Source organism: Burkholderia sp. 22088 (assembly GCF_052045915.1).
In the GTDB taxonomy this organism is placed as follows: Bacteria; Pseudomonadota; Gammaproteobacteria; order Burkholderiales; family Burkholderiaceae; genus Burkholderia; species Burkholderia cepacia.
Genome location: NZ_JBQEPY010000004.1, coordinates 384,860 through 406,536, shown reverse-complemented (window position 1 = coordinate 406,536; position 21,677 = coordinate 384,860). Strand labels below are relative to the sequence as shown.

Here is a 21,677-nt window from a genome sequence, read left to right as displayed (position 1 = left end):
GCGTCAGATGCCGAACATCGTCAGCGACACGGCGGCGCGCGTGACGATCATCAGCAGCACCTGCACGATCACGAACAGCAGGATCGGCGACAGGTCGATGCCGCCGAGATTCGGGATCACGCGGCGCAGCGGGTTCAGGAACGGCGCGGTGAGCTGGTAGAGGATCGGCATGGCCGGCGAGCGCGGGTTGAGCCACGACAGCAGCGCCATCAGGATCGTCATCCAGATCACGAGATTGAGCGCCCACTTCACGACGGTGAGCAGCGCGACCACGACGAGCGTCGCGATCACCGCGGCCGGGTCGAAGCCGGCCATCACGACCATCAGCACGACATAGACGAGCGCGGTGAGGAGGGCGGCGACGACGCTGGCCCAGTCGATGCCGCGCACGCCCGCGATCACGCGGCGCAGCGGCAGCACGAGCCAGTTGGTCGCCTGCAGCACGGCCTGCGTGACGGGGTTGTACGGCGGCACGCGGACGGCCTGCATCCAGACGCGCAGGATCAGCGCGGCGCCGAACAGCGTGAAGATGGTATTGAGCAGAAAACGGGCGATCTCGCCGAACATCGTTGGCATCCTTTTTATACGGTCAGTAGCGTGCGGCCGCCAACGCCGGATGGCGGCGCATCGGCCGACACCTTATCACGCCTCGTCTCGCGACGGGGAGGGGTGCGCGGCCGTGCGCGCGAGCGACGTTTCGACGGCTTCGGCGAGTGCCGGCAGCGACGCCGGCGGCGCCGCGCGCTGCGCCGCGAGCGCGACCGCGCGGCGCGTCAGCAACGCGTACAGCGTCGCGTGATCGCCGCCGAGCGTTTCAAGCAGTGCCAACTGGCGTTCGACGATGCCCGTATCGCCGCGCGACACGGGGCCCGAGAGCGCGTTCGCGAGCCCCTTGTCGCGTGCGGTCTCGATCGTACCGGCCAGCATCGGCAGCAGCGCGCGCAACGCGGCTTCCTCGTCGAAACCGAGGCCGCGCCACAGCTCGACCGCTTCCGCCAGCCCGCACAGCGCGAAGCTCGCCGCGTAGTGCGCGGCCGCGTGATAAAGCATCCGGCCGCCGGCCGGAATCGACAGCGGATGGCAGCCGAGTGCGGCGGCAAGTCGCATCAGCGTCGCATGCAGCGCGCCGTCGGCTTCGATCGTGACCGAGCAGCCGTCGATGCGGGCGAGGTCGGCGTCGGTGCCGCCGAACAGGTAGAGCGGATGGAAGCCGCCGGTGGCCGTGCCCTGCTGCTTCGCCGGATCGAGCAGCGCGACGGCCGACGCGCCGCTGCAGTGAACGACGGCCTGCCGCGCGGCGCGCGATGCGTCGAAGCGCAGCGCCGCGGCGGCGGACGCGAGATGGTCGTCGGGCACCGTCAGGAAGATCAGGTCGGCGGCATCGGCGACCTGCTGCGGCGTGTCGACCGCCTGGCAGCCGTCGATGCGCGCGGCGAGGGCCGCGGCCGATGTGGGCGTGCGGCTCGCGATCGCGACGACCGGAAAGCCGGCCTGCGCGAAGCGCTGCGCGACACAGCGTGCGAGACGGCCGGCGCCGATGAAGCCGAGGCGGGGTGTGTCGGGGACGGACATGGCAGCGAACGTAAGCGAAAACGAAGCAACCGCCAGTATCGCAGGAATGACGGCGGGGCCGCGAAAGGGCAACTTCCGTGCGGACACGTGCGTGGCCGGCCGCTACGCGGCGCGAACGACGCATTTATCGACGCGTGTATCGGCGCCCGGCACCACGGTCGATTCACGATCGTGGAATCCGACCCCGAAACATATCGCACCCGCGTCCGGCTTGAAACGTCGGCATCTTGTCTCAAATTTGTAATCGTTCATTACGATCGCGTGCCCGCCGCACGCGCCGTATCCGGTAAGACTGACCGGCCATGATGTTGCGACCCGACTCGTCGGACGGAACCGCGCGGCCCGCAAGGGTCGCCGAAGGTGCTGCGAGCCGCGCCGCACGGCGGTTCCGGCCGCGTGCGATTGCAATTTGCAACAAATGCCCGATACGTGAGGGACGGGTTTTCGCTACATTGCTTCCATGCGACGTGCATGCCCGCCGTTGCCGACAGGGGCGCATAAAATACCGCTCCAGCAGGAGAATCGAAGTGAAAAAGCTCATTCCGTTCATCGCCGCTGCCGCGCTGGGCCTGGGTGCCGCAAGCGCTGCGCAGGCTCACGTGTCGATCGGGGTCGGCATCGGTATCCCGGTCGCACCCGCGTATCCCGTCTATGCACCGCCGCCGCCCGTGTACTACGCGCCGCCGCCTCCGCCCGTCTATTACGCGCCGGCGCCGGCTTACTATGCACCGCCGCCCGCCGTGGTCGTCGGCGGCTATGGTGGCTACTACGGTCGCCCGTACTGGCGCCATGGTTACGGCGGCTGGGGCCATCACGGCTGGCGTCGCTGATTCGTCCCGCGCGGCCTGACCGCGCGCGGCAAAACGGCGCAGCGTCCCGAGCGGGGCGCTGCGCCGTTTTTCTTTTCGGGCTGCCGCCCGGCCTCGGTGAGCGGCCCGTGCAGGCCGGCTGCGATTACACCGCGTTCATGATCAGGTCGCGGTAGCCGCCGACGATCACGCTATACGAGAAATACGCGAACAGCAGCGCCGACGCGATGTGGCACGCGCGCATCAGCCCCGCGCCCGCGCGCTTGCGGCCCTGGCTCGCGAGCGTGCACATGAAGAGCGTCCATGCGAGGCCGCCGAGGAAAAAGCCCGACAGGAACACCGACGCGGTGGCCGGCGTGGTCGCGCCGGCTTTCGCGATCAGCGCGCCGCCGACCGCCGCGAACCACAGGATCGCGCTCGGCGACGACATCGCGAGCAGCATGCCGCGCAGGAAGCTGCGCCGCGCGCTCGCGCGCGGCTGCGGCGTCTCCTCGGCATCGTCGCCCGCCGCCTTGGCCGGTGCCAGCGCTTCCCGCGCCATCTTCCACGTGAGGAACAGCAGCACCGCGCCGCCGCCGATCCACACGATCCAGCGCACCGGCTCGAACTGCAGCAGCACGGCCATCCCGGCGAGCGCGAGCGCCGCATAGACGAGATCGCCGACGCACGATCCGATGCCGAGCCAGAAGCCCGGCCGGAAGCCGTGTGACAGCGTCAGCGACAGCATCGCGACGTTCACGAGGCCGATGTCGAGACAGAGCGACAGCGACAGAAAGAAGCCGTCGGACAGCATGGAGGTGGGCGGAAAGGTCATCTTCGTTGTTCTTGTTGCAATGGCAATCCACGGGCCGGCGGGCGCCGGCCGCGTGGCGTCAGAGTCCGATCTCCTGCCAGAGCCGGTCGACGCGCGTCTTCACGGCGGCATCCATCTCGATCGGGCGGCCCCATTCGCGGCTGGTCTCGCCCGGCCACTTGTTGGTCGCGTCGAGCCCCATCTTCGAACCGAGGCCGGCCACCGGCGATGCGAAGTCGAGATAGTCGATCGGCGTGCTGTCGACCATCACGGTGTCGCGCACGGGGTCGACGCGCGTCGTGATCGCCCAGATCACCTCCTTCCAGTCGCGGATGTTCACGTCCTCGTCGACGACCACGATGAACTTCGTGTACATGAACTGCCGCAGGAAGCTCCACACGCCGAACATCACGCGCTTCGCGTGGCCCGCGTAGCTCTTCTTCATCTGGACGATGGCCATCCGGTAGCTGCAGCCTTCGGGCGGCAGGTAGAAGTCGGTGATCTCCGTGAACTGCTTCTGCAGCAGCGGCACGAACACCTCGTTGAGCGCGACGCCGAGCACTGCGGGCTCGTCGGGCGGCTTGCCCGTGTAGGTCGAGTGGTAGATCGCGTCGCGGCGCATCGTGATGCGCTCGACGGTGAACACGGGGAACCACTCCTGTTCGTTGTAATAGCCGGTGTGGTCGCCGTACGGCCCTTCGAGCGCGTGCTCGTACGCGGCCGACGCGTTGCCGGCCGGGCGCGACGGCGCGCCGGCCGGAGCGGGGGCGGGGGTGCCTTCCTGCGGATAAATGAAGCCTTCGAGCACGATCTCCGCGCGCGCGGGGACCTGCAGCGTGTCGACGCCGGGCGTCAGGCACTTCGCGAGCTCCGTGCGGCTGCCGCGCAGCAGGCCGGCGAACTGGTACTCGGACAGCGAATCGGGCACGGGCGTCACCGCGCCGAGTGTCGTGGCCGGATCGGCGCCGAGCACGACCGCGACCGGATACGGCTTGCCGGGGTTGCGCAGCGCGAATTCGCGGAAGTCGAGCGCGCCGCCGCGATGCGCGAGCCAGCGCATGATCAGCTTGTTGCGGCCGATCAGCTGCTGCCGGTAGATCCCGAGGTTCTGCCGCGACTTGTTCGGCCCGCGCGTGACCGTCAGGCCCCACGTGACGAGCGGCCCCGCGTCGCCGGGCCAGCAGGTCTGGATCGGCAGCCTGTTCAGGTCGACGTCGGCGCCTTCCCAGACGATCTCCTGGCAGGGCGGCGACGACACCGACTTCGGCGCCATGTCCCACACGGCCTTCGCGAGCGACAGCAGCTTGCCGGCATCCTTCAGGCTCTTCGGCGGATCGGGTTCCTTCAGCGCGGAGAGCAGGCGCCCGAGATCGCGCAGCGAATCGAGCGCGGCGTCGTCGCCCGCATCGACGCCCATCCCGAGCGCGACGCGGCGCGGCGTGCCGAACAGGTTGCCGAGCACCGGGAAATCGTAGCCGGTCGGTGCGTTGAACAGCAGCGCAGGGCCGCCGGCGCGCAGCACGCGGTCGCACAGCTCGGTCATTTCCAGCACGGGCGACACGGGCTGCGTGACGCGCCGCAGTTCGCCGAGCGCCTCGAGGCGCTGGATGAAATCGCGTAAGTCTTTGTATTTCATGAAGATGGTCCGGGCCACCCGCGTGGCGGGCAGCGATGGGCGGGCGCAGCGGCCGGCTGCGGCCCCGAATCGACCGACGATTTTACCCGCGCCGCCGCATGCCCGCCCGGCGGAGAAAAAAGTCGACCGCGCGCAAACCCCCTACGGCACGGGGCTCGCGATCTGAAGAGTGTCCGTAAATTACTTTTTGTTATAATTCCAAGGTTTTATAGTGTTGACGATCTATAAAACCCTGCTAGAATCCGCTCACATTGGCTGCAGGGTAAAAGGCTTCGAGCCGCCAATCACCGATCTTTGACGCAGCGCGTCACCGTCCGCCGATACCTGCACGGCGTATCCGACGGCCTTAGTCGTAGTCTCAGCCAGCGCCACCAGACGCTGGTTTTTTGCGTGGGTGCCACCGCGTATGCCCGCCTCGCCCAGTGTGCGAAGGTGCCGGCCCTCTTACACCGTGGCCTCGAACGGTACTTATACCGTTTCCCCGATGTCTGCACGTCCCAACCAAGGCGTGCGGCGTCGTGATTCCGCGGCGCGTTACCTGTCTCGCCATCGAGCTGAGCGAGCCGCACGAGTCATGTTCATGGGAGATGATCTGAATGAACGCTTGGTTATCGTGGCGTCCTAGTGAGCAGCATGCGCAATTCCTGCGCAGCATGCTGCGTCGCGGGACGCGTGTCAGTCACCATCTATTCAGCGTTGTCGGCTGTCTCGCGGTCGCGGTTGCACTCGCACTGTGGCTGCTGCCAACCGTGCGCGGCACGCTCGCCGCGAAGCTGATGCCGGTCGTATCCGCGGCCGTGCAAGCCGGCCCGGCCCGTCTGCTGACCGGCCATCCGCTGCCGAACTTCGCGCCCGCCGGCGCGCAGCCGCAGCAGGAAGACAGCCCTGAAACGGACGCGCTTGCGGTCGGCCTCGACGTCGCACCGGAAGCCAACGCGCAGGGCGATGCATCCGATCCGGCCCGCAACGGCCCGTCGCCCGTCGCGCTGGCGAAGCTGATCCCGACCCAGCGCGTGGCGGCCGATGCGCGTGACGACCGTGCGCTCGCGTCGAATCGCGAGCAGGCGCTGGTCGCCACCTACCTGTCGCGCCGTTACCGCGTCGCGCAGGAGCCGCTGGGCCAGCTCGTCAAGGCTGCGTTCCAGACCGGCCGTGACGTCGGCCTCGATCCGCTGCTGCTGCTGTCCGTGATGGCGATCGAATCGGGCTTCAACCCGTACGCCGAAAGCGGCGTCGGCGCGAAGGGCCTGATGCAGGTCATGTCGAAGGTCCATTCCGACAAGTTCGAGTATTTCGGCGGCACCGATACCGCACTGCAGCCGCTCGCGAACCTCCAGGTCGGTGCGCTCGTGCTGAAGGACTGCATTGCACGTGGCGGTTCGCTCGCGAACGGCCTGCGCCTGTACAACGGCTCGACGAACCCGGACGACACCGCATACGGCGCGAAGGTGATGGCCGAGCGCGGTCGCCTGCGCGACGTGTCGCACGGCCGCAGCGTGCCGGTCAACGCGCCGCAGGCGCCGGCGAAGCCGATCGTCACGGCCGCCGCCGTGACGGCGGCAGCGGGCGGCGCGAAGCGCGTGCATGCGACGCTCGAAACCTCGACGTCGGCGAAATCGGCGGCATCGAAGGAAGCCGCGCCGCAGGACGACGCGAGCGTCGATACCGCGAAGTCGCACGGCGACCATTCGGAGCTCGGCGCGTAACGCACGACGGTAGCGCAGCACAGCACGGCTTCGGCCGGCAGGACATGAAAAAGGCACCCGATCAGGGTGCCTTTTGCTTTTTGCGGCGCGAGAAGCCGCCAGCGTGCCGGCCGAGGCTCAGTCGTGGCTCAGTGCTGCCCAAACAATGTCGCGAGCCGTTCGACCGCTTCCTCGAGCCGCGAGTAGGCCGTCGCATAGGACAGGCGGATATAGTCGCGCGGCGCATGGACACCGAAGTCCATGCCGGGCACCAGCACGACGCCCGCGTCGTGCAGCATCGCCGTTGTGAGCGCGGCGCTGTCGCCGGCCGCCGGGTGGGCGACGCCGCCGCAGTGCGCATACACATAGAACGCGCCGTCCGGCATCACGGGCACCGTGAAGCCCAGCCGTTCGAGCGCCGGTGCGATGAAATCGCGGCGGCGCTTGAATTCGAGCCGGCGCGCTTCGTAGATGTCGAGCGCGGCGGGCTCGAAGCAGGCGAGCGCCGCGTGCTGCGCGAGCGCGGACGGGCAGATGAACAGGTTCTGCGCCAGCTTCTCGAACGTGCCGACCAGCGCGGGCGGCACGACCAGCCAGCCGAGCCGCCAGCCCGTCATGCTGAAATACTTGGAGAAGCTGTTCACGGTGACGACGTCGTCGCCGAATGAAAGCGCCGACACGGGCGCCGCGTCGTAGCTGAGCCCCTGGTAGATCTCGTCGACGATCGTGAAACCGCCGCGTGCGCGCACGGCTTCGACGATCCGTTTCAACTCGTCCGGTTCGAGCGACGTGCCGGTCGGGTTCGACGGCGATGCGAGCAGCACACCGCGAGTGCGGTCGCCCCAGCGTGTGCGGACGTCGTCCTCGGTGAGCTGGAAGCGCGCGTCCGGGCCGCTCGGCACGAGCACCGCGCGGCCTTCGGCCGCCGCGACGAAGTGCCGGTTGCACGGATACGACGGGTCGGGCATCAGCACCTCGTCGTCACGCCCGACGAGCGCGAGGCACGCGAGCAGCAGCGCAGCCGATGCGCCGGCCGTCACGACGATCCGCTCCGGGCTGATCGTGAGGCCGTAGGCACGCGCGTAGTGCGCGGCGATCGCCTCGCGCAGCGGTGCAATGCCGAGCGCGCTCGTATATTGCGTGACGCCGCGGCGCAGCGCGGCCGCAGCCGCTTCGACGACCGGCTCCGGCGCGGTGAAATCCGGCTCGCCGATGCCCATGTGGATAACATCGCGCCCGGAGGACTCGAGACGCTGTGCCTCCTTCATCAGTTCCATCACGTAGAAGGGCTGGATCGCGTCGACGCGTGCGGCGAGCTTGACGAGCGAATCGGTGGCGGTATTCATCGGGCGGGCAGGGGGAGGGGGCGTGACGAAAGAAAAAACGGGCGCATGCGCGCCCGTTCCGGACCAAACGGTATCAGCCGTTGCGGCGCGCCTGCGTTTCGGCGGGGCGCAGCTTCGCGGCGAGCTTGTCGAGCACGCCGTTCACGTACTTGTAGCCGTCGGAGCCGCCGAACGTCTTCGCGAGTTCGACGGCTTCGTTGATGATCACGCGGTACGGCGTTTCAACGTGGTGCGTGAGCTCGAACGTCGCGATGAGCAGCACGGCGCGTTCGACCGGCGACAACTGGTCGATCGGGCGGTCGAGCGACGGCGTCAGCGCTTCGACGAGCGTGGTGTGCTCGCGGATCACGCCGTGCAGGATCGCGTCGAGCAGCTCCTTGTCAGCCTTGTCGTAACCGAGCGCGCCGCGCAGTTGCGCGTCGATCTCGCCGGAGGACGCGTTCGACAGCAGCCACTGGTACAGCCCCTGCGTCGCCAGCTCGCGCGATTGTCGGCGGGCGCTCTTCTTCATGCGCGCTCCTCTTCGTCGTCTTCGTCTTCCTCTTCGTCCTCGTCGTCATCGCCGAGCTGGTCGAGGGCCATCGTCAGGTTGGCCATCTCGACGGCGACGCGTGCGGCGTCACGACCCTTTTCGGTCATGCGCGCGACGGCCTGCTCGTCGTTTTCGGTCGTCAGGACCGCGTTGGCGATCGGCAGGTTGAAGTCGAGGCCGATGCGGGTGATGCCCGCGCCGCTCTCGTTCGACACGAGTTCGAAGTGGTAGGTCTCGCCGCGAATCACCGCGCCGAGCGCGATCAGCGCGTCGAACTGGCCGCTTTCCGCGAGCTTCTGCAGCGCGAGCGGGATTTCCAGCGCGCCGGGCACCGACACGAGCAGCACGTCTTCACCGGTGACGCCGAGGCGTTCCAGTTCCTCGACGCACGCGTCGGCGAGGCCGTTGCACACCGGCTCGTTGAAGCGCGATTGCACGATGCCGATCCGCAGGCCGTCGCCTTCGAGATTCGGTTGGTATTGTCCGATTTCCATGATCTTGTCCGTGGTGTGGATGAACGGTTATAAGGCGAAAGCGCCGTGGCGGGTTACGCGTTGGACGCCGGGCAGGACTTGGCTTCGCCGCCAGGCATCGGAATGAAGCCCGTGACTTCCAGGCCGTAGCCGGACATGCTGCCCAGCTTGCGCGGATTCGACAGCACCTGCATCTTGCCGACGCCGACATCGCGCAGGATCTGCGCGCCGATGCCGAACGTCTTGAAATCGACCGGCCGGCGCTTCAGCACAGCGGCCTTTTCTTCCTCGTCGAACGCCTTGAAGACGTCGATCAGGTGTTCCTTCGTGTCGCCGCAGTTGAGCAGCACGATCACGCCGAGGTCGCGCTCCGCGATCTCGCGCATCGCGGCGTCGAGCGTCCACGAGTGCGTCGACACGCCCGTTTCGAGCAGGTCGAGCACCGACAGCGGCTCGTGCACGCGCACCGGCGTATCGACGTCGGGCGCGGGCGCACCGCGCACCAGCGCGATGTGCGGCGAGCCGCTCGGCTGGTCGCGGTACAGCACCGCGCGGAACGTGCCGTGCGCGGTCTGCATCGTGCGCTCGGCGATCCGCTCGATGATCGATTCGGTGCGGCTGCGGTACTGGATCAGGTCGGCGATCGTGCCGATCTTCAGGTTGTGCTCCTGCGCGAATTCGATCAGGTCGGGCAGGCGCGCCATCGTGCCGTCGTCCTTGATGATCTCGCAGATCACCGCGGCCGGCGTAAGGCCGGCGAGCGCGGTGAAGTCGCAACCGGCCTCGGTGTGGCCCGCGCGCACGAGCACGCCGCCCGGCTGCGCCATGATCGGGAACACGTGGCCAGGCTGCACGATGTGCTCGGGGCGCACGTCGTGCGCGACCGCCGTGGCGATCGTGTGCGCACGGTCGGCGGCCGAGATGCCGGTCGTCACGCCTTCGGCCGCTTCGATGCTGACCGTGAACGCGGTGCCGTACTGCGTGCCGTTGCGGTAAGTCATCAGCGGCAGGTGCAGCTGCTTGCAGCGTTCCTGCGTCAGCGTCAGGCAAACCAGGCCGCGGCCGTACTTGGCCATGAAGTTGATCGCTTCCGGTGTGACGAATTCGGCGGCGATCACGAGGTCGCCCTCGTTTTCGCGGTCTTCTTCGTCGACCAGGATCACCATCCGGCCGGCTTTCAGCTCGGCGATGATGTCGAGCGTGGAGGCGAGCGTCATAAGGGGGCGAGAAAGAGGAAAGTGCGTATTTTACGCCAGCCGGGCGGCGTTTCGGCTGGCAGGGGCCGCGCGCCGCCGGCAAGCGCTCCGGAAAGCGCCGCGGCCGGCCTGCGCGGCAGGCCTGGCCGGGCCCGCCGCAAGTTGCCTGCACGCGCGGTGGTGGGCCGGGCCTTGCCCGACCGCGCGTCAGGCGTGCTGGTCGCGCCCGCCCAGGTAGTCGAGCTTGCCGAGCTCGACGCCGCTGTGACGCAGGATGTCGTACGCGGTCGTCACGTGGAAGAAGAAATTGGGCAGCACGAAGTTCAGCAGGTACGACTGGCCGGTGAACTCGATCGGGCCGACACGCATCTTCAGCACGATCTGGCGCGTCTCGCTGCCGTCGATCTGCGCGGCGTCGAAGCTTTTCAGGTAGTCGATCGTCTTCTGGATGCGTGCGTGCAGTTCGTCGAAGGTCTGCTCGACGTCCGGATAGCTCGGGATCTCGGCGCCGGCGAGGCGCGCGGCGCAGCCCTTGGCCGTGTCGGTCGCAATATAGACCTGGCGGACGAGCGGCAGCATGTCCGGGTACAGGCGGGCGCCGACGAACACCGACGGATCGATCTGCTTTTCGGCCGCATGCGCCTGCGCCTTGCCGAGAATGTGCTGAAGATTGGTCAGGCCGCGGATCAGCACGGGCAGCGAAGCCTGGTACATCGAGATGGACATGGGGACGACTCCTTGAGGAAGAGGGCGGCCGCTACGCGGCGCGTCGTGCATTGCGGTATCGAGACCGCTGTCGACGCATCTTAGCGCGACCGCATGACCCGTGCGCGTCGTTGGCCGTTCGGCCGATGGAGCCGGCGGGCGGGCCGGTGCGCGCGCAGCGCCTTCTCGAGGTTCACTTCGCCGGGTTGGGCGAGGCCGACCGTACGGTTCAGGCTTTCGCGCGACACGTCGACGTCGAACGCGGTGTCGCTCCTGTCGATCACCGTCATGCACGCGCCCTGGATCGCAATACTGTCGCCCAGCGCGACATCGGCGAGGTCGAGGCCGCCGGCCGGCACGGTCAGGCGCACGCCGGCGTCGGCCGACGCGCCGAGCGGCCGGATCGATTCGATACGGCCGCGACAATTCCGGTGAACATCGTGACGATCCCGTTCAGTGCGCGGCGTCCGTCGGCGTGAAGCGCGCGAGGATCCGCAGATCGTCGCCGACCCGCTCGACCCCGTGGAACGACAGCCGCGTGCGTGCATCGAGGCTCGCCGGCGCGGCAAGGTCGAACATGCCGGCCGCATCGGCGCCCAGCAGGCTCGGTGCGAGATAGACGAGCAACTCGTCGACGCACTGCTCGCGCAGCAGCGAGCCGTTCAGCTTGTGACCGGCCTCGACGTGCAGCTCGTTGACGCCACGTGCGCCGAGCGCCGCCAGCATCGCGGGCAGGTCGACCTTGCCGTGCGCGTTCGCGAGCGGCACGATTTCCGCGCCGCGCGCCTTCAGCACCTTCGCCCTCACTTCGCCGGCGGCGTCGAGCCGGTCGCAGAAGATCAGCAGCGGAGCGCCTTCGAGCAGCCGCGCGTCGAGCGGCAGGTCGAGGCGGCTGTCGACCAGGATGCGCTGCGGCTGGCGCGGCGTGTCGATCCCGCGCACGGTCAGCAGCGGGTTGTCCTCGCGCACGGTGCCGATGCCGGTCAGGATCGCGCAGGCGCGCGCGCGCCACGCGTGCCCGTCGAGGCGCGCGGCCTCGCCGGTGATCCACTGGCTTTCGCCGGACGGCAGCGCGGTGCGGCCGTCGAGCGACGCGGCGGTCTTCATCCGCACCCACGGGCGGCCGCGTGTCATCCGCGACACGAAGCCGATGTTCAGTTCGCCGGCTTCATGCGCGAGCAGCCCGCAGCGTACGTCGATGCCGGCGTCGCGCAGCATCCCGAGGCCGCGCCCCGATACCTGCGGGTTCGGGTCTTCCATCGCGGCGACGACCTTCGCGACGCGCGCGTCGATCAGCGCGTTCGCGCACGGCGGCGTGCGGCCGAAATGGCTGCACGGTTCGAGCGTGACGTAGACGGTCGAGCCCGCGACGTCATGGCCGCGTGCGCGCGCGTCCTTCAGCGCCTGGACCTCCGCGTGATCCTGGCCGGCCGGCTGCGTGAAACCTTCGCCGATCACGTCGCCGTCCTTGACGATCACGCAGCCGACACGCGGGTTCGGTGCCGTCGTATACATGCCGCGCGCGGCGAGCGCGAGCGCACGCTGCATGTGGGCGAAATCGATATCCGAGAACATGCGCGCGGCCCCGGGTCAGGCAGCGAGTGCCGCGAAGGCGCGGCGCGCGGCCGCGAGCGTCGCGTCGATCACCGCGTCGTCGTGCGTGCTCGACACGAAGCCGGCCTCGTACGCGGACGGCGCGAAATACACGCCTTCGTCGAGCATCAGGTGGAAGAAGCGGTTGAAGCGCTCGGTGTCGCTCTTCGTGACTTCGGCGAAGCTGGTCGGCACGCGTTCGGCGAAGTAAAGGCCGAACATCGCGCCGATCGAATCGGCCGCGAACGGCACGCCGGCCGCACGCGCTTCGGCCGCGAGGCCGTCGGCGAGACGCTTCGTCTGCGCGGTGAGCGCGTCGTAGAAGCCCGGCGCCTGGATCAGCTGCAGCGTCTTCAGCCCCGCGGCGACCGCGATCGGGTTGCCCGACAGCGTGCCGGCCTGGTAGACGCCGCCGAGCGGCGCGAGGTGGGCCATGATGTCGCGGCGGCCGCCGAACGCGGCAGCCGGCATCCCTCCGCCGATCACCTTGCCGAGGCAGGTGAGGTCGGCCGTGATCCCGTAGTACGCCTGCGCGCCGCCGAGCGCGACGCGGAACCCGCACATCACCTCGTCGAAGATCAGCACGGCGCCGTGCTTCGTGCACAGTGCGCGCAGCGCGTTGAGGAATTCCGGCGTGCCGCGCACGAGGTTCATGTTGCCCGCGACCGGCTCGACGATCACGGCGGCGATCTCGTCGCCGAACGCGCCGAACGCTTCCTCGAGCGCGGCGACGTTGTTGTATTCGAGGACGGTCGTGTGCTTCGCGATGTCGGCGGGCACGCCGGCCGACGTCGGGTTGCCGAACGTCAGCAGGCCCGAGCCGGCCTTCACGAGCAGGCTGTCCGCGTGGCCGTGGTAGCAGCCCTCGAACTTGACGATCCGGCTGCGGCCCGTGAAGCCGCGCGCGAGGCGCAGCGCGCTCATCGTGGCCTCGGTGCCGCTCGACACCATCCGCACCTGCTCGATCGACGGCACGAGCTTGCAGATTTCCTCGGCGATCTCGATCTCGGCTTCGGTCGGCGCGCCGAACGAGAAGCCGTCGGCGAGCACGTTCTGCACGGCCGACAGCACTTCAGGATGGACGTGGCCGACGATCATCGGGCCCCACGAGCCGATGTAGTCGATGTACTGCTTGCCGTCGGCATCCCAGAAATACGGGCCTTGCGCGCGCGCGACGAAGCGCGGCGTGCCGCCGACCGAACGGAATGCGCGCACCGGCGAGTTGACGCCGCCGGGAATGGTCTTCTGGGCGCGTTCGAAGAGGATCTGATTGTTGGACATGAGCGAAACCTGCGAGAGAAGGGCGCGGGGGCCTGTGCACGGGCCGCGGCGCCTGGGCGGAACGATCGTCCGATTGTACCGGAGACGCGCGCGGCGGGCCCGCGGCGCGGTCCGCGGCCTTTCGGCGCGTGCGGGGTTGCGCGGGCCTGGGCCGGAAAGGAGGGGCAGATGCGGCGCGGCGGCCGCTTCGGTTATCGCGGCGGTTTGCGCTTGCCGGTCAGCTCGGCCCAGCGTTTCTCGAGCGGGCCTTCGACCATCGGCTTGATCACGGTGCCGGAGCTTTGCGCATCCCAGGTCTGCACGGAATACGGATGCACGCGCAGCGCATCGCGCGGGATCACGACGTCCTGGTGCGCATCGACCAGCCAGTCGTATACGAAGTCGATGCACAGCCGGTAGCCACGCTTCGTCGCCGGATCGGGTACCTCGTACGGCGCGCGCGTCACGTAGCCGGAGCCGAACACGCCCTTGGGTTCCTTCGCGACACGGTGCAGGAACACGCGGTCGCCCGGCAGGATGCCGCGCGCGAAGCCGCAGCCCCACACGTCATGCACGGCCTCGCCGGCCTTCACGCGCGCGGCGACGTCGGGCAGTTCGGGCCACGGCCATTTCTTGGGGCTCCAGATCAACAGGAAAGCGGTCATCGGTTCGGTCGTGTGTCGAATTGAATGGATCAGACAATTGGCAGCGAGGCGCTGCAAGCTTAATTGAATCCCTGCTCGCGATCCCGCGCGGCGGGCGCCGCGCCGGTGTTTTTTCCGCCGGTCGCGCGCCGGGCCGGCGGCACGAAAAAAAGTTGCGCGTACAATCATGGGCCCGAGCGCGCCGTTCGCGGCGCGGCCTCCCGTCGTCACCACCACGCGCGCCCCGATGCGCGCGGCGCTCCATTCCGGATACCCATGTCTCACGTCGTCCGGCGCCGGCCCGATGCCCGGCTGATCCTGTTGCTCGGCGCGCTCGCCGCCTGCGGGCCGATCGCTACCGACATGTACCTGCCGAGCCTGCCGTCGATCGCCGACGGCTTCTCCGTCAGCCCTGGCGCCGCGCAGCGCACGCTGACGAGCTTCATGGCCGGCTTTTCGGTCGGCATGCTGCTGTACGGCCCGTTGTCCGACACGTGGGGCCGCCGTCCCGTGCTGCTCGGCGGCATCGCGCTATTTACGCTCGCGAGCATCGGCTGCTTCGTGTCGAACTCGATCGACATGCTGATCCTCGTGCGCTTCCTGCAGGCGCTCGGCGCCGGCGCGGCGTCGGTGCTGTCGCGTGCGATCGCGCGCGACGCGCACGAGCCGACCGACGCGGCGAAGGTGCTGTCGATGGTCGCGATCGTCACCGCGGTCGGGCCGCTGCTGGCGCCGCTGATCGGCGGGCAGATCCTGCGTTTCTCGGGCTGGCGTGGCGTGTTCGTCGTGCTGGCCGTGTTCGGCGCGGTGTGCGCGGCGACCGCGTACCTGCGCGTGCCCGAAACCTGGCCGAAGGAGCGGCGCAAGAGCGCGGCCGTGCTCGCGTCGTTCGCGTCGTACGGGCGCATCCTGTCCGACCCCGTCGCATGGGGGCACATGCTGTGCGGCGGGATGGCGTTCGCGTCGATGTTCTCGTACATCACCGCGACACCGTTCGTCTACATCGAGTATTTCCACGTGTCGCCGCAGCACTACGGGTTGCTGTTCGGCCTGAACGTGGTCGGCATCATGATCGGCAACTTCACGAACACGCGGCTGGTCGGCCGCGTCGGTTCGCTGCGCATCATCGCGGCCGCGTCGCTGGTGAGCTGCATCGCGTCGCTCGCGGTCGCGCTCGTCGCGCTGACGGGGTGGGGCGGGCTGTGGTCGATCGTCGTGTGCCTGTTCTTCGTCGTCGGCGTGGTCGGGATCCTGTCCGCGAACTGCACGACCGACCTCATGCATCGTTATCCGCACAATGCGGGCGCGTCGGCAGCCGTGTTCGGCGCGATGCAGCTGGCGCTCGGCGCGATCGCGAGCGTGGCGATCGGCGCGCTCGCGGACGGCACGCCGTTCGCGATGGGGGTGACGATCGGTGTTACGGGCGTGCTGTGTTTCGCCGGGCGCTGTCTCGTGCTGCGCTGGCACGGGCGGCCGGTGAAAGCGGGGGCGTGATCCTCCAGCCGGGCGGCACCATGAAAAACGCCACCGCGCGCGATGCGCCGGTGGCGTTTTTCGTTGGGGGGCAGGAAGCGGCTTGCGCCGCGCCGTGCGTCAATCCCGCGCGACGTCCTTCGCCGCCGGCGACGCGCCGTGGCTCAGCCAGTCGAGCACGTCGGCCGTTTCGTCGTCGCTCGCGCGTGCCTTTGCCTGGGCGACGGCCTCGGGCAGTTCGCCGTTCGTCGACGCCCGGCGGATCGCGACGCCGACCGCGAGGATGTCGATCATCAGCAGATGCAGGATCCGCGAGATCATCGACAGCTGCGATTCGCGCATCTCGATGTGGTCGGTCTCGAGCGCGACGGTCGCGCGCTTCGCGAGCGGCGTGTTGCTCGACGTGATCGCGATCACCTTCGCGCCGGCCTGCATCGCGACGTCGAGCACGCGCAGCAGCTCGGGCGCGCGTCCCGACTTCGACACCGCGACGATCACGTCGCCCTTGCCGAGCAGCGCGGCCGATGCGGCCTGCATGTACAGGTCGCCGTACGCGATCGTCGGGATCCCGAAGCGGAAGAACTTGTAGTGCGCGTCCTGCGCGACGATGTTCGAGTTGCCGAGCCCGTAGAACTCGATGCGCCGCGCGCCGTTCAGGATCTCGATCGCGTTCTCGACGTGCTCGAAGTTCAGGTGCTCGCGCAGCTGCAGGATCGCCGACACCGTGTTGTCGAGCACCTTCGCGCCGAAGTCGGTGGCCGTGTCGCCGAGATGCACCTGGCTGTGGCTCATCGGGATCGTGCCGGTGAGGCCGGTGGCGAGCTTCAGCTTGAAGTCCGACAAGCCCTGGCAGCCGAGCGAGCGGCAGAAGCGGATCACCGTCGGCTGGCTCACGTCGGCCTTGCGCGCGATGTCGACGATCGGGTCGTTGATGATCGAGCGCGGATGGTTCAACGCGAGATCGGCGACGCGGCGCTCGGCCGGCGTCAGCGCGTCGCGCATCTGGCGGATCCGTTCGAACACGGCCGACGACGCACCGCCCGAGCGGTTCGACAACTGCTCCGCGAGGATCGCGGATACGCCGAGGAACGCCGGGTATTCGGCGGTGATCAGGTAGGTCGGGATGTTCTCGAGATAGTGCGTGAAGCGGCCCTTCGCCTCGAAGCGCGCGCGGAACGACGAGCGCGTGAACAGCTCGCCGAGCTTCAGCGCGACGCCGCCGCCGATGTACACGCCGCCGAGTGCGCCGAGCGTCAGCGCGACGCTGCCCGCGAACGCGCCGAGAATCCCGCAGAAACATTCGACCGTCTCGAGCGCGAGCGCGTCGCCCGCATGCGCGCGCTCGACGATCTCGACCGTGTCGACGGTCGCGGCGACGCGCTTCTTGTCGCGCGCGGCGAGCGCGCGATAGATGATCTCCATGCCGGGGCCCGCACACACGCGTTCGAACGACACGTGCGGAAACTTCTTGCGCGCGTACTGCAGCACCAGATCCTCGCGCTCGTCCTGCGGCGCGAACGACGCGTGGCCGCCCTCGCTGCCGAGCGCGATCCAGCGGTCGTCGGCCGGAATCAGCCCCGACACGCCGAGCCCGGTGCCGGGCCCGAGCAGCCCGATCACGCTGTTCTGGCGGCGCGTGCCGCCGCCGATCTGCACGCGCTGCGCGTCGGTCAGGCCCGGCAGCGCCATGGCCAGCGCGGTGAAATCGTTGACGACGAGCAGCGTGTCGAAGCCGAGCGCGCGGCGCGTCGCCTCGATCGAGAAGCTCCAGTCGTGGTTGGTCATCGTGACCTGGTCGCCGTCGACCGGATTGGCGATCGCGATCGCCGCGTGGTTCACGCGGGTGATCTTCACGTCCTTCAGGTATTTGCGGATCGCGTCGGTGAGCGTCGGATAGTCGGCGCCGGGATACACGCGGATCTGCGTGATGTCGCCCGGCCCGGTTTCCAGCGCGAAACGCGCGTTGGTGCCGCCGACGTCCGCGAGCAGGCGCGGGCCGTCGGCATGCTGGCCCGCGACAACGGCCTTACTTTGCGCACCAGTAGACATCGAGCTGGGTCCCCTTGTCGTTGGCCAGTTGGGAAATCGCGTTCTTCTGCAGCGATGCGGCCGCGGCGTCGAGCACCGCGCGCTTGCGTTCGCCCGCGATCAGCAGGAACAGCCGGTCGACGCGCTTGAGCGCATCGAGCGAGAAGCTCACGCGCGCATGCGGCGCGGCGCCGGGATGCACGGCGACGAACCGCTCGGGCGTCGTGATCGCGTGATCCCATTCGGGCGCATCGGCGAAGATCGACGCGGTATGGCCGTCCTCGCCCATGCCGAGCACCGCGACGGTCGGCACGCGGTAGTCGGCGTTCGCGTTCAGCGCGGCGACATGCGCGTCGAGCGCGCTGCGCGTGTCGACGAGCGGCAGGAAGCGGGCAGGGGCCGCCGCGTGCTGCAGCAGCGTGTCGCGCACCAGGCGCGCGTTGCTGGCCGCGTCGTCCTCCGGCACCCAGCGGTCGTCGACCAGCGTCACGTCGACGCCGGCCCAGTCGAGCGCCGCGTGCGACAGCGTGTGCAGGAACGGGCGCGGGCTCGTGCCGCCGGACACCGCGAGCGTCGGGCGCGCGGGGCCGGCGAGCGCGGCGCGCAGCGCATCGCCGACGGCGCGCGCGAGCGCTTCGCTTTGCGCTTCCTGGGTGTCGAAAGCGTGGATCTCGATCACATCTCCTCCGGACTGCTTTGTCTGTTCAAATCGTACGAATCGTGGGGCACGTCGCCGCGTACGAAGGCGTGCGCGGTGACGTTTACATCAGTTCTCTTCTTCGAGCCAGCAGGTGTCGTGCTGCGCGAGCATCGCGCTCGCCGCGGCCGGCCCCCACGTGCCCGCCGCGTACGGCTTCGGCGGCTTCAGCGTGCGGGCCCATTCGTTCAGGATCGGTTCGACCCAGCGCCATGCGGCTTCCTGTTCGTCGCGGCGCACGAAGAGGGCGAGACGGCCGTTGATCACGTCGAGCAGCAGGCGCTGGTACGCCTCCATCTGCCCTTCCTTGAAGAACTGGTCGAACGCGAGGTCGAGGTGCACGCTCGCGAGGTTCATCCCTTCGCCCGGCTGCTTGGCGAGGCAGTACAGGCGGATCGTCTCGTTCGGCTGCAGCCGGATCACGAGGCGGTTCGAACCGGGACGCAACGCGGTGGGCCCGAGCGCCGAGTGCGGCACCGGGCGGAAATTGACGACGATCTCCGCGACACGGTCGGCCAGACGCTTGCCGGTGCGCAGGAAGAACGGCACGCCGGCCCAGCGCCAGTTCTCGATCTCGACCTTCAGCGCGACGAAGGTTTCGGTCTGGCTGTCCGGCTTCACGCCCGGCTCGGTCGCGTAGGCGGGCACCTGCGCGCCCTTGATCACGCCCGCATGATACTGGCCGCGCACGGCCACCTTGCCGATGTCGCGCGGATCGACCGGCTTCAGCGCGCGCAGCACGCGCAGCTTCTCGTCGCGCACCGAATCCGAATCCATCGAATGCGGCGGCTCCATCGCGACGATCGACAGCAGCTGCAGCAGGTGGTTCTGCACCATGTCGCGAAGCGCGCCCGTATTGTCGTAGAAATCGCCGCGTGCCTCGACGCCGAGCTCCTCGGCGATCGTGATCTGGATGCTCTCGACCCATTCGCGGCGCCACAGCGGCTCGAACAGCGCATTGCCGAAGCGCAGCGCGAGCAGGTTCTGCACGGGTTCCTTGCCGAGGTAGTGGTCGATCCGGTAGATCTGGCCTTCCGCGAAGATCTCGCCGACCGCGTCGTTGATCGCATTCGACGACTTCAGGTCGTAGCCGAGCGGCTTTTCGAGCACGATGCGCGAGCCTTCGTTCAGGCCGACCGACGCGAGCGCCTTGCAGATCGGCACGAACAGCGACGGGCCAGTCGCGAGATAGAACACGCGGATGCCGGGCAGCGATGCGATCGCGTCGCGCAGCACGACGTAGTCTTCCGCGCGGCCGAGGTCGAGCTTCACGTACTCGATGCGATCGAGGAAGGACTTCCACGCCGTTTCGTCGAGCGCCTTGCCGGCGGCTTTCTCCGCGTGCGGCTTCACGTGCGTGTCGACCCATTCGAGATAACCCGCGCGGTCCGATTCGTGACGCGCCACGGCGACGATCCGGCCGCTCTCCGCCAGCATGTTCGCACGGTGCGCTTCGAACAGCGCGGGCAGGATCTTGCGCATCGACAGATCGCCGGTGCCGCCGAAAAGTACGAAGGTAAAGCTGGAATCGGTATGCATGTGTCTCCGCCGTGTTGGGGGTGCTGGGAAGCGATCCGTAGTGCGATAAAAATATTTTTGACACTGAATTGTAGTTTAACTACAATCCGCCGCAAGGGGTAGCACCTGGGTGAAGAAAAAAGAAGTGCGGTCGATGAACTGCGCGAGCTTCGCCTTCGGGAACGCCTTGTGCCGAATGTTATCGGACATTGACGGCGCGCATCGTCGGCGCGCCGTCGGCCCCGGGCTCGCGCCGCAGCATCGCGGCGGGCCAGAAACACAAAGAGGAGACACGCCGTTGAATCTCGATTCACGCTTTCTGTAAGAGCCCGGCCGGTCATCGGCCCCGTACGCTGCATGCGTCCCGCGGCTCGATTTCCCCGTCGTTTATCAAGAAGCCGGTTCCCGGTCAGGGAACCTCACGAGTTGATTCAGTCTGGAGGAGATAAGTAATGAAAGTTCGCTCGATCATGGGCGCGCTCTGCGCGGCAGGTCTGATGGCTGGCGCCGTGGCGGCGCAGGCAGCCGAGAACGTAACGGTGCTGCACTGGTGGACCTCGGGCGGCGAGTCGAAGGCCGTCGGCGTGCTGAAGGACGACCTGCAGAAGCAGGGCTACGTGTGGAAGGACTTCGCGGTCGCGGGCGGCGCGGGCGCAGCGGCGATGACCGCGCTGAAGACCAAGGTGATCAGCGGCGACGCACCGTCGGCCGCGCAGATCAAGGGTCCGCTGATCCAGGACTGGGCCGACCAGGGCGTGCTCGTCAACATCGATTCCGCTGCCGGCGACTGGAAGCAGAACCTGCCGCCGGAAATCGACAAGATCATCAAGTACAAGGGCCACACCGTCGCGGCGCCGTTCTCGGTGCACCGCGTGAACTGGCTGTACATCAACAAGGCCGCGCTCGACAAGGTCGGCGCGAAGGTGCCGACCACCTGGCCTGAATTCTTCGCGGTGGCCGACAAGCTGAAGGCCGCGGGTATCCAGCCGGTCGCGATGGGCGGCCAGCCGTGGCAGGACCTGACGCTGTGGGAAGACGTCGTGCTGTCGCAGGGCCCGGCGTTCTACAAGAAGGCGCTGGTCGACCTCGACCAGGCGACGCTGACGTCGCCGCAGATGCTGTCCGTGTTCGACACGGTGCGCAAGATCCAGGGTTACTTCGATACCGGCCGTAACGGCCGCGACTGGAACCTCGCGACCGCGATGGTCATCAACGGCAAGGCCGGCATGCAGTTCATGGGCGACTGGGCGAAGGGCGAGTTCGAGAACGCCGGCAAGAAGGCGGGCAAGGACTACATCTGCGCGGCGGTGCCGGGTACGGCGAATGCGTACACGTTCAACGTCGACTCGTTCGTGTTCTTCCAGCAGAAGGGCGAGAAGGCCGCGACGCCGGGCCAGCTCGCACTCGCGAAGACGATCATGACGCCGGACTTCCAGGAGCAGTTCAGCCTGCTGAAGGGTTCGGTGCCCGTGCGCCTCGGCGTGAAGATGGACAAGTTCGACGACTGCGCGAAGAAGTCGTACGCCGACGAGCAGACCGCGATCAAGTCGGGCGGCTTCGTGCCGTCGCTCGCACACGGGATGGCGCAGAGCGATGCGACCGCCGGCGCGATCACGGACGTCGTGACGAAGTTCATGAACTCGCAGCAGGATTCGAAGAGCGCGGTCGCCGCGCTCGCGAAGGCCGCGAAGGTCAAGTAACGCGCGACAGGCGCCCG

At 68.3% G+C, this 21,677-nt stretch carries 20 protein-coding genes and 1 pseudogene; 5 read left to right on the top strand and 16 right to left on the bottom strand.

Features of this window, described 5'->3' with window-relative positions; genetic code table 11:
• Positions 1 to 3: 3 nt before the first annotated feature.
• Together ACTJLD_RS10280 and ACTJLD_RS10275 are read right to left on the bottom strand one after the other, a co-directional pair.
• Positions 4 to 567 carry a YggT family protein gene (locus ACTJLD_RS10280; protein ID WP_027788138.1) on the bottom strand — a complete coding sequence of 188 codons (564 nt, stop codon included), beginning with the start codon at positions 565 to 567 and terminating at the stop codon, positions 4 to 6.
• 75 nt (positions 568 to 642) lie between these two features.
• Complete coding sequence (locus ACTJLD_RS10275) at positions 643 to 1,572, bottom strand: Rossmann-like and DUF2520 domain-containing protein (RefSeq protein WP_060311336.1); 930 nt, start codon at positions 1,570 to 1,572, stop codon at positions 643 to 645.
• Positions 1,573 to 2,099: 527 nt separating this feature from the next.
• Between ACTJLD_RS10275 and ACTJLD_RS10270 the strand changes: the two genes are divergently transcribed.
• Positions 2,100 to 2,402 (top strand): hypothetical protein, encoded by a 303-nt coding sequence (locus tag ACTJLD_RS10270; protein ID WP_021157078.1) that lies wholly within the window; start codon positions 2,100 to 2,102, stop codon positions 2,400 to 2,402.
• A gap of 124 nt (positions 2,403 to 2,526) precedes the next feature.
• Here the strand turns inward: ACTJLD_RS10270 and ACTJLD_RS10265 are convergent, their stop codons facing one another.
• Both ACTJLD_RS10265 and ubiD read right to left on the bottom strand, forming a co-directional pair.
• Positions 2,527 to 3,195, bottom strand: coding sequence for a LysE family translocator (locus ACTJLD_RS10265; RefSeq protein ID WP_060193888.1), 669 nt, complete (start codon positions 3,193 to 3,195; stop codon positions 2,527 to 2,529).
• Positions 3,196 to 3,253: 58 nt separating this feature from the next.
• Positions 3,254 to 4,810 (bottom strand): 4-hydroxy-3-polyprenylbenzoate decarboxylase, encoded by a 1,557-nt coding sequence (ubiD, locus tag ACTJLD_RS10260; RefSeq protein WP_440658650.1) that lies wholly within the window; start codon positions 4,808 to 4,810, stop codon positions 3,254 to 3,256.
• Between ubiD and ACTJLD_RS10255 the strand changes: the two genes are divergently transcribed.
• Positions 4,782 to 4,976, top strand: a complete 195-nt coding sequence (locus ACTJLD_RS10255) for a hypothetical protein (RefSeq protein ID WP_124535574.1) — start codon at positions 4,782 to 4,784, stop codon at positions 4,974 to 4,976. The genes ubiD and ACTJLD_RS10255 overlap by 29 nt on opposite strands.
• A 430-nt stretch (positions 4,977 to 5,406) precedes the next feature.
• Positions 5,407 to 6,516: a transglycosylase SLT domain-containing protein gene (locus tag ACTJLD_RS10250; RefSeq protein ID WP_440658648.1), complete on the top strand. Its 1,110-nt coding sequence runs from the start codon at positions 5,407 to 5,409 to the stop codon at positions 6,514 to 6,516.
• Positions 6,517 to 6,644: 128 nt separating this feature from the next.
• Here the strand turns inward: ACTJLD_RS10250 and ACTJLD_RS10245 are convergent, their stop codons facing one another.
• The 9 genes and pseudogenes from ACTJLD_RS10245 to ACTJLD_RS10205 all read right to left on the bottom strand — a co-directional run bounded on the left by ACTJLD_RS10245 (position 6,645) and on the right by ACTJLD_RS10205 (position 14,265).
• Positions 6,645 to 7,841: a pyridoxal phosphate-dependent aminotransferase gene (locus ACTJLD_RS10245; RefSeq protein WP_027788133.1), complete on the bottom strand. Its 1,197-nt coding sequence runs from the start codon at positions 7,839 to 7,841 to the stop codon at positions 6,645 to 6,647.
• 73 nt (positions 7,842 to 7,914) lie between these two features.
• The gene (gene nusB / locus ACTJLD_RS10240; RefSeq protein WP_027788132.1) at positions 7,915 to 8,352 is read right to left on the bottom strand and encodes a transcription antitermination factor NusB; all 438 of its coding nucleotides are present in this window, start codon (positions 8,350 to 8,352) and stop codon (positions 7,915 to 7,917) included.
• Positions 8,349 to 8,867 (bottom strand): 6,7-dimethyl-8-ribityllumazine synthase, encoded by a 519-nt coding sequence (gene ribH, locus ACTJLD_RS10235; protein ID WP_011351235.1) that lies wholly within the window; start codon positions 8,865 to 8,867, stop codon positions 8,349 to 8,351. The genes nusB and ribH overlap by 4 nt, the downstream gene beginning before the upstream one ends.
• Before the next feature lie 53 nt (positions 8,868 to 8,920).
• On the bottom strand, positions 8,921 to 10,063 hold the full coding sequence (gene ribBA / locus ACTJLD_RS10230; RefSeq protein WP_027788131.1) for a bifunctional 3,4-dihydroxy-2-butanone-4-phosphate synthase/GTP cyclohydrolase II: 1,143 nt from the start codon (positions 10,061 to 10,063) through the stop codon (positions 8,921 to 8,923).
• Positions 10,064 to 10,249: 186 nt separating this feature from the next.
• A complete protein-coding gene (locus tag ACTJLD_RS10225; protein ID WP_027788130.1) occupies positions 10,250 to 10,768 on the bottom strand; it encodes a DUF1993 domain-containing protein in 519 nt (172 codons plus the stop codon).
• A gap of 146 nt (positions 10,769 to 10,914) precedes the next feature.
• Positions 10,915 to 11,186, bottom strand: a pseudogene (locus tag ACTJLD_RS10220) (riboflavin synthase); the annotation flags it as partial.
• 14 nt (positions 11,187 to 11,200) lie between these two features.
• Positions 11,201 to 12,322, bottom strand: a complete 1,122-nt coding sequence (gene ribD / locus ACTJLD_RS10215; protein ID WP_440658647.1) for a bifunctional diaminohydroxyphosphoribosylaminopyrimidine deaminase/5-amino-6-(5-phosphoribosylamino)uracil reductase RibD — start codon at positions 12,320 to 12,322, stop codon at positions 11,201 to 11,203.
• Between the two features lie 15 nt (positions 12,323 to 12,337).
• Entirely contained in the window at positions 12,338 to 13,621 is a 1,284-nt protein-coding gene (hemL, locus tag ACTJLD_RS10210) for a glutamate-1-semialdehyde 2,1-aminomutase (RefSeq protein WP_014897811.1), read from the bottom strand.
• 191 nt (positions 13,622 to 13,812) lie between these two features.
• Positions 13,813 to 14,265 (bottom strand): hypothetical protein, encoded by a 453-nt coding sequence (locus tag ACTJLD_RS10205; protein WP_048024193.1) that lies wholly within the window; start codon positions 14,263 to 14,265, stop codon positions 13,813 to 13,815.
• Between the two features lie 255 nt (positions 14,266 to 14,520).
• On the opposite strand from ACTJLD_RS10205, the gene ACTJLD_RS10200 reads away from it, so the two are divergent.
• Positions 14,521 to 15,738 (top strand): Bcr/CflA family multidrug efflux MFS transporter, encoded by a 1,218-nt coding sequence (locus ACTJLD_RS10200; protein WP_060083968.1) that lies wholly within the window; start codon positions 14,521 to 14,523, stop codon positions 15,736 to 15,738.
• Between the two features lie 99 nt (positions 15,739 to 15,837).
• Here the strand turns inward: ACTJLD_RS10200 and ACTJLD_RS10195 are convergent, their stop codons facing one another.
• The 3 genes from ACTJLD_RS10195 to zwf form a co-directional block, all read right to left on the bottom strand.
• Positions 15,838 to 17,766 (bottom strand): bifunctional transcriptional regulator/glucokinase, encoded by a 1,929-nt coding sequence (locus tag ACTJLD_RS10195; RefSeq protein ID WP_059695899.1) that lies wholly within the window; start codon positions 17,764 to 17,766, stop codon positions 15,838 to 15,840.
• Positions 17,744 to 18,424, bottom strand: coding sequence for a 6-phosphogluconolactonase (gene pgl, locus ACTJLD_RS10190; RefSeq protein ID WP_059695897.1), 681 nt, complete (start codon positions 18,422 to 18,424; stop codon positions 17,744 to 17,746). Before pgl ends, ACTJLD_RS10195 begins: the two co-directional genes overlap by 23 nt.
• Positions 18,425 to 18,511: 87 nt before the next feature.
• Positions 18,512 to 19,981, bottom strand: coding sequence for a glucose-6-phosphate dehydrogenase (zwf, locus tag ACTJLD_RS10185; protein ID WP_027788124.1), 1,470 nt, complete (start codon positions 19,979 to 19,981; stop codon positions 18,512 to 18,514).
• 431 nt (positions 19,982 to 20,412) lie between these two features.
• On the opposite strand from zwf, the gene ACTJLD_RS10180 reads away from it, so the two are divergent.
• Positions 20,413 to 21,660, top strand: coding sequence for an ABC transporter substrate-binding protein (locus ACTJLD_RS10180; protein ID WP_027788123.1), 1,248 nt, complete (start codon positions 20,413 to 20,415; stop codon positions 21,658 to 21,660).
• The last annotated feature ends 17 nt before the right edge of the window (positions 21,661 to 21,677 follow it).

Bases quoted from the DNA above. Each gene is read 5' to 3' on its own strand.
- nusB (WP_027788132.1), bottom strand. From the start codon at position 8,352: ATGAAGAAGAGCGCCCGCCGACAATCGCGCGAGCTGGCGACGCAGGGG.
- ACTJLD_RS10255 (WP_124535574.1), top strand. From the start codon at position 4,782: ATGAAATCGCGTAAGTCTTTGTATTTCATGAAGATGGTCCGGGCCACC.
- hemL (WP_014897811.1), bottom strand. From the start codon at position 13,621: ATGTCCAACAATCAGATCCTCTTCGAACGCGCCCAGAAGACCATTCCC.
- ACTJLD_RS10200 (WP_060083968.1), top strand. From the start codon at position 14,521: ATGTCTCACGTCGTCCGGCGCCGGCCCGATGCCCGGCTGATCCTGTTG.
- ACTJLD_RS10205 (WP_048024193.1), bottom strand. From the start codon at position 14,265: ATGACCGCTTTCCTGTTGATCTGGAGCCCCAAGAAATGGCCGTGGCCC.
- ribH (WP_011351235.1), bottom strand. From the start codon at position 8,867: ATGGAAATCGGACAATACCAACCGAATCTCGAAGGCGACGGCCTGCGG.
- ACTJLD_RS10225 (WP_027788130.1), bottom strand. From the start codon at position 10,768: ATGTCCATCTCGATGTACCAGGCTTCGCTGCCCGTGCTGATCCGCGGC.
- ACTJLD_RS10275 (WP_060311336.1), bottom strand. From the start codon at position 1,572: ATGTCCGTCCCCGACACACCCCGCCTCGGCTTCATCGGCGCCGGCCGT.
- ribBA (WP_027788131.1), bottom strand. From the start codon at position 10,063: ATGACGCTCGCCTCCACGCTCGACATCATCGCCGAGCTGAAAGCCGGC.
- ACTJLD_RS10195 (WP_059695899.1), bottom strand. From the start codon at position 17,766: ATGTCTACTGGTGCGCAAAGTAAGGCCGTTGTCGCGGGCCAGCATGCC.
- ACTJLD_RS10245 (WP_027788133.1), bottom strand. From the start codon at position 7,841: ATGAATACCGCCACCGATTCGCTCGTCAAGCTCGCCGCACGCGTCGAC.
- ACTJLD_RS10265 (WP_060193888.1), bottom strand. From the start codon at position 3,195: ATGACCTTTCCGCCCACCTCCATGCTGTCCGACGGCTTCTTTCTGTCG.
- ACTJLD_RS10180 (WP_027788123.1), top strand. From the start codon at position 20,413: ATGAAAGTTCGCTCGATCATGGGCGCGCTCTGCGCGGCAGGTCTGATG.
- zwf (WP_027788124.1), bottom strand. From the start codon at position 19,981: ATGCATACCGATTCCAGCTTTACCTTCGTACTTTTCGGCGGCACCGGC.
- ACTJLD_RS10250 (WP_440658648.1), top strand. From the start codon at position 5,407: ATGAACGCTTGGTTATCGTGGCGTCCTAGTGAGCAGCATGCGCAATTC.
- ribD (WP_440658647.1), bottom strand. From the start codon at position 12,322: ATGTTCTCGGATATCGATTTCGCCCACATGCAGCGTGCGCTCGCGCTC.
- ACTJLD_RS10280 (WP_027788138.1), bottom strand. From the start codon at position 567: ATGTTCGGCGAGATCGCCCGTTTTCTGCTCAATACCATCTTCACGCTG.
- ubiD (WP_440658650.1), bottom strand. From the start codon at position 4,810: ATGAAATACAAAGACTTACGCGATTTCATCCAGCGCCTCGAGGCGCTC.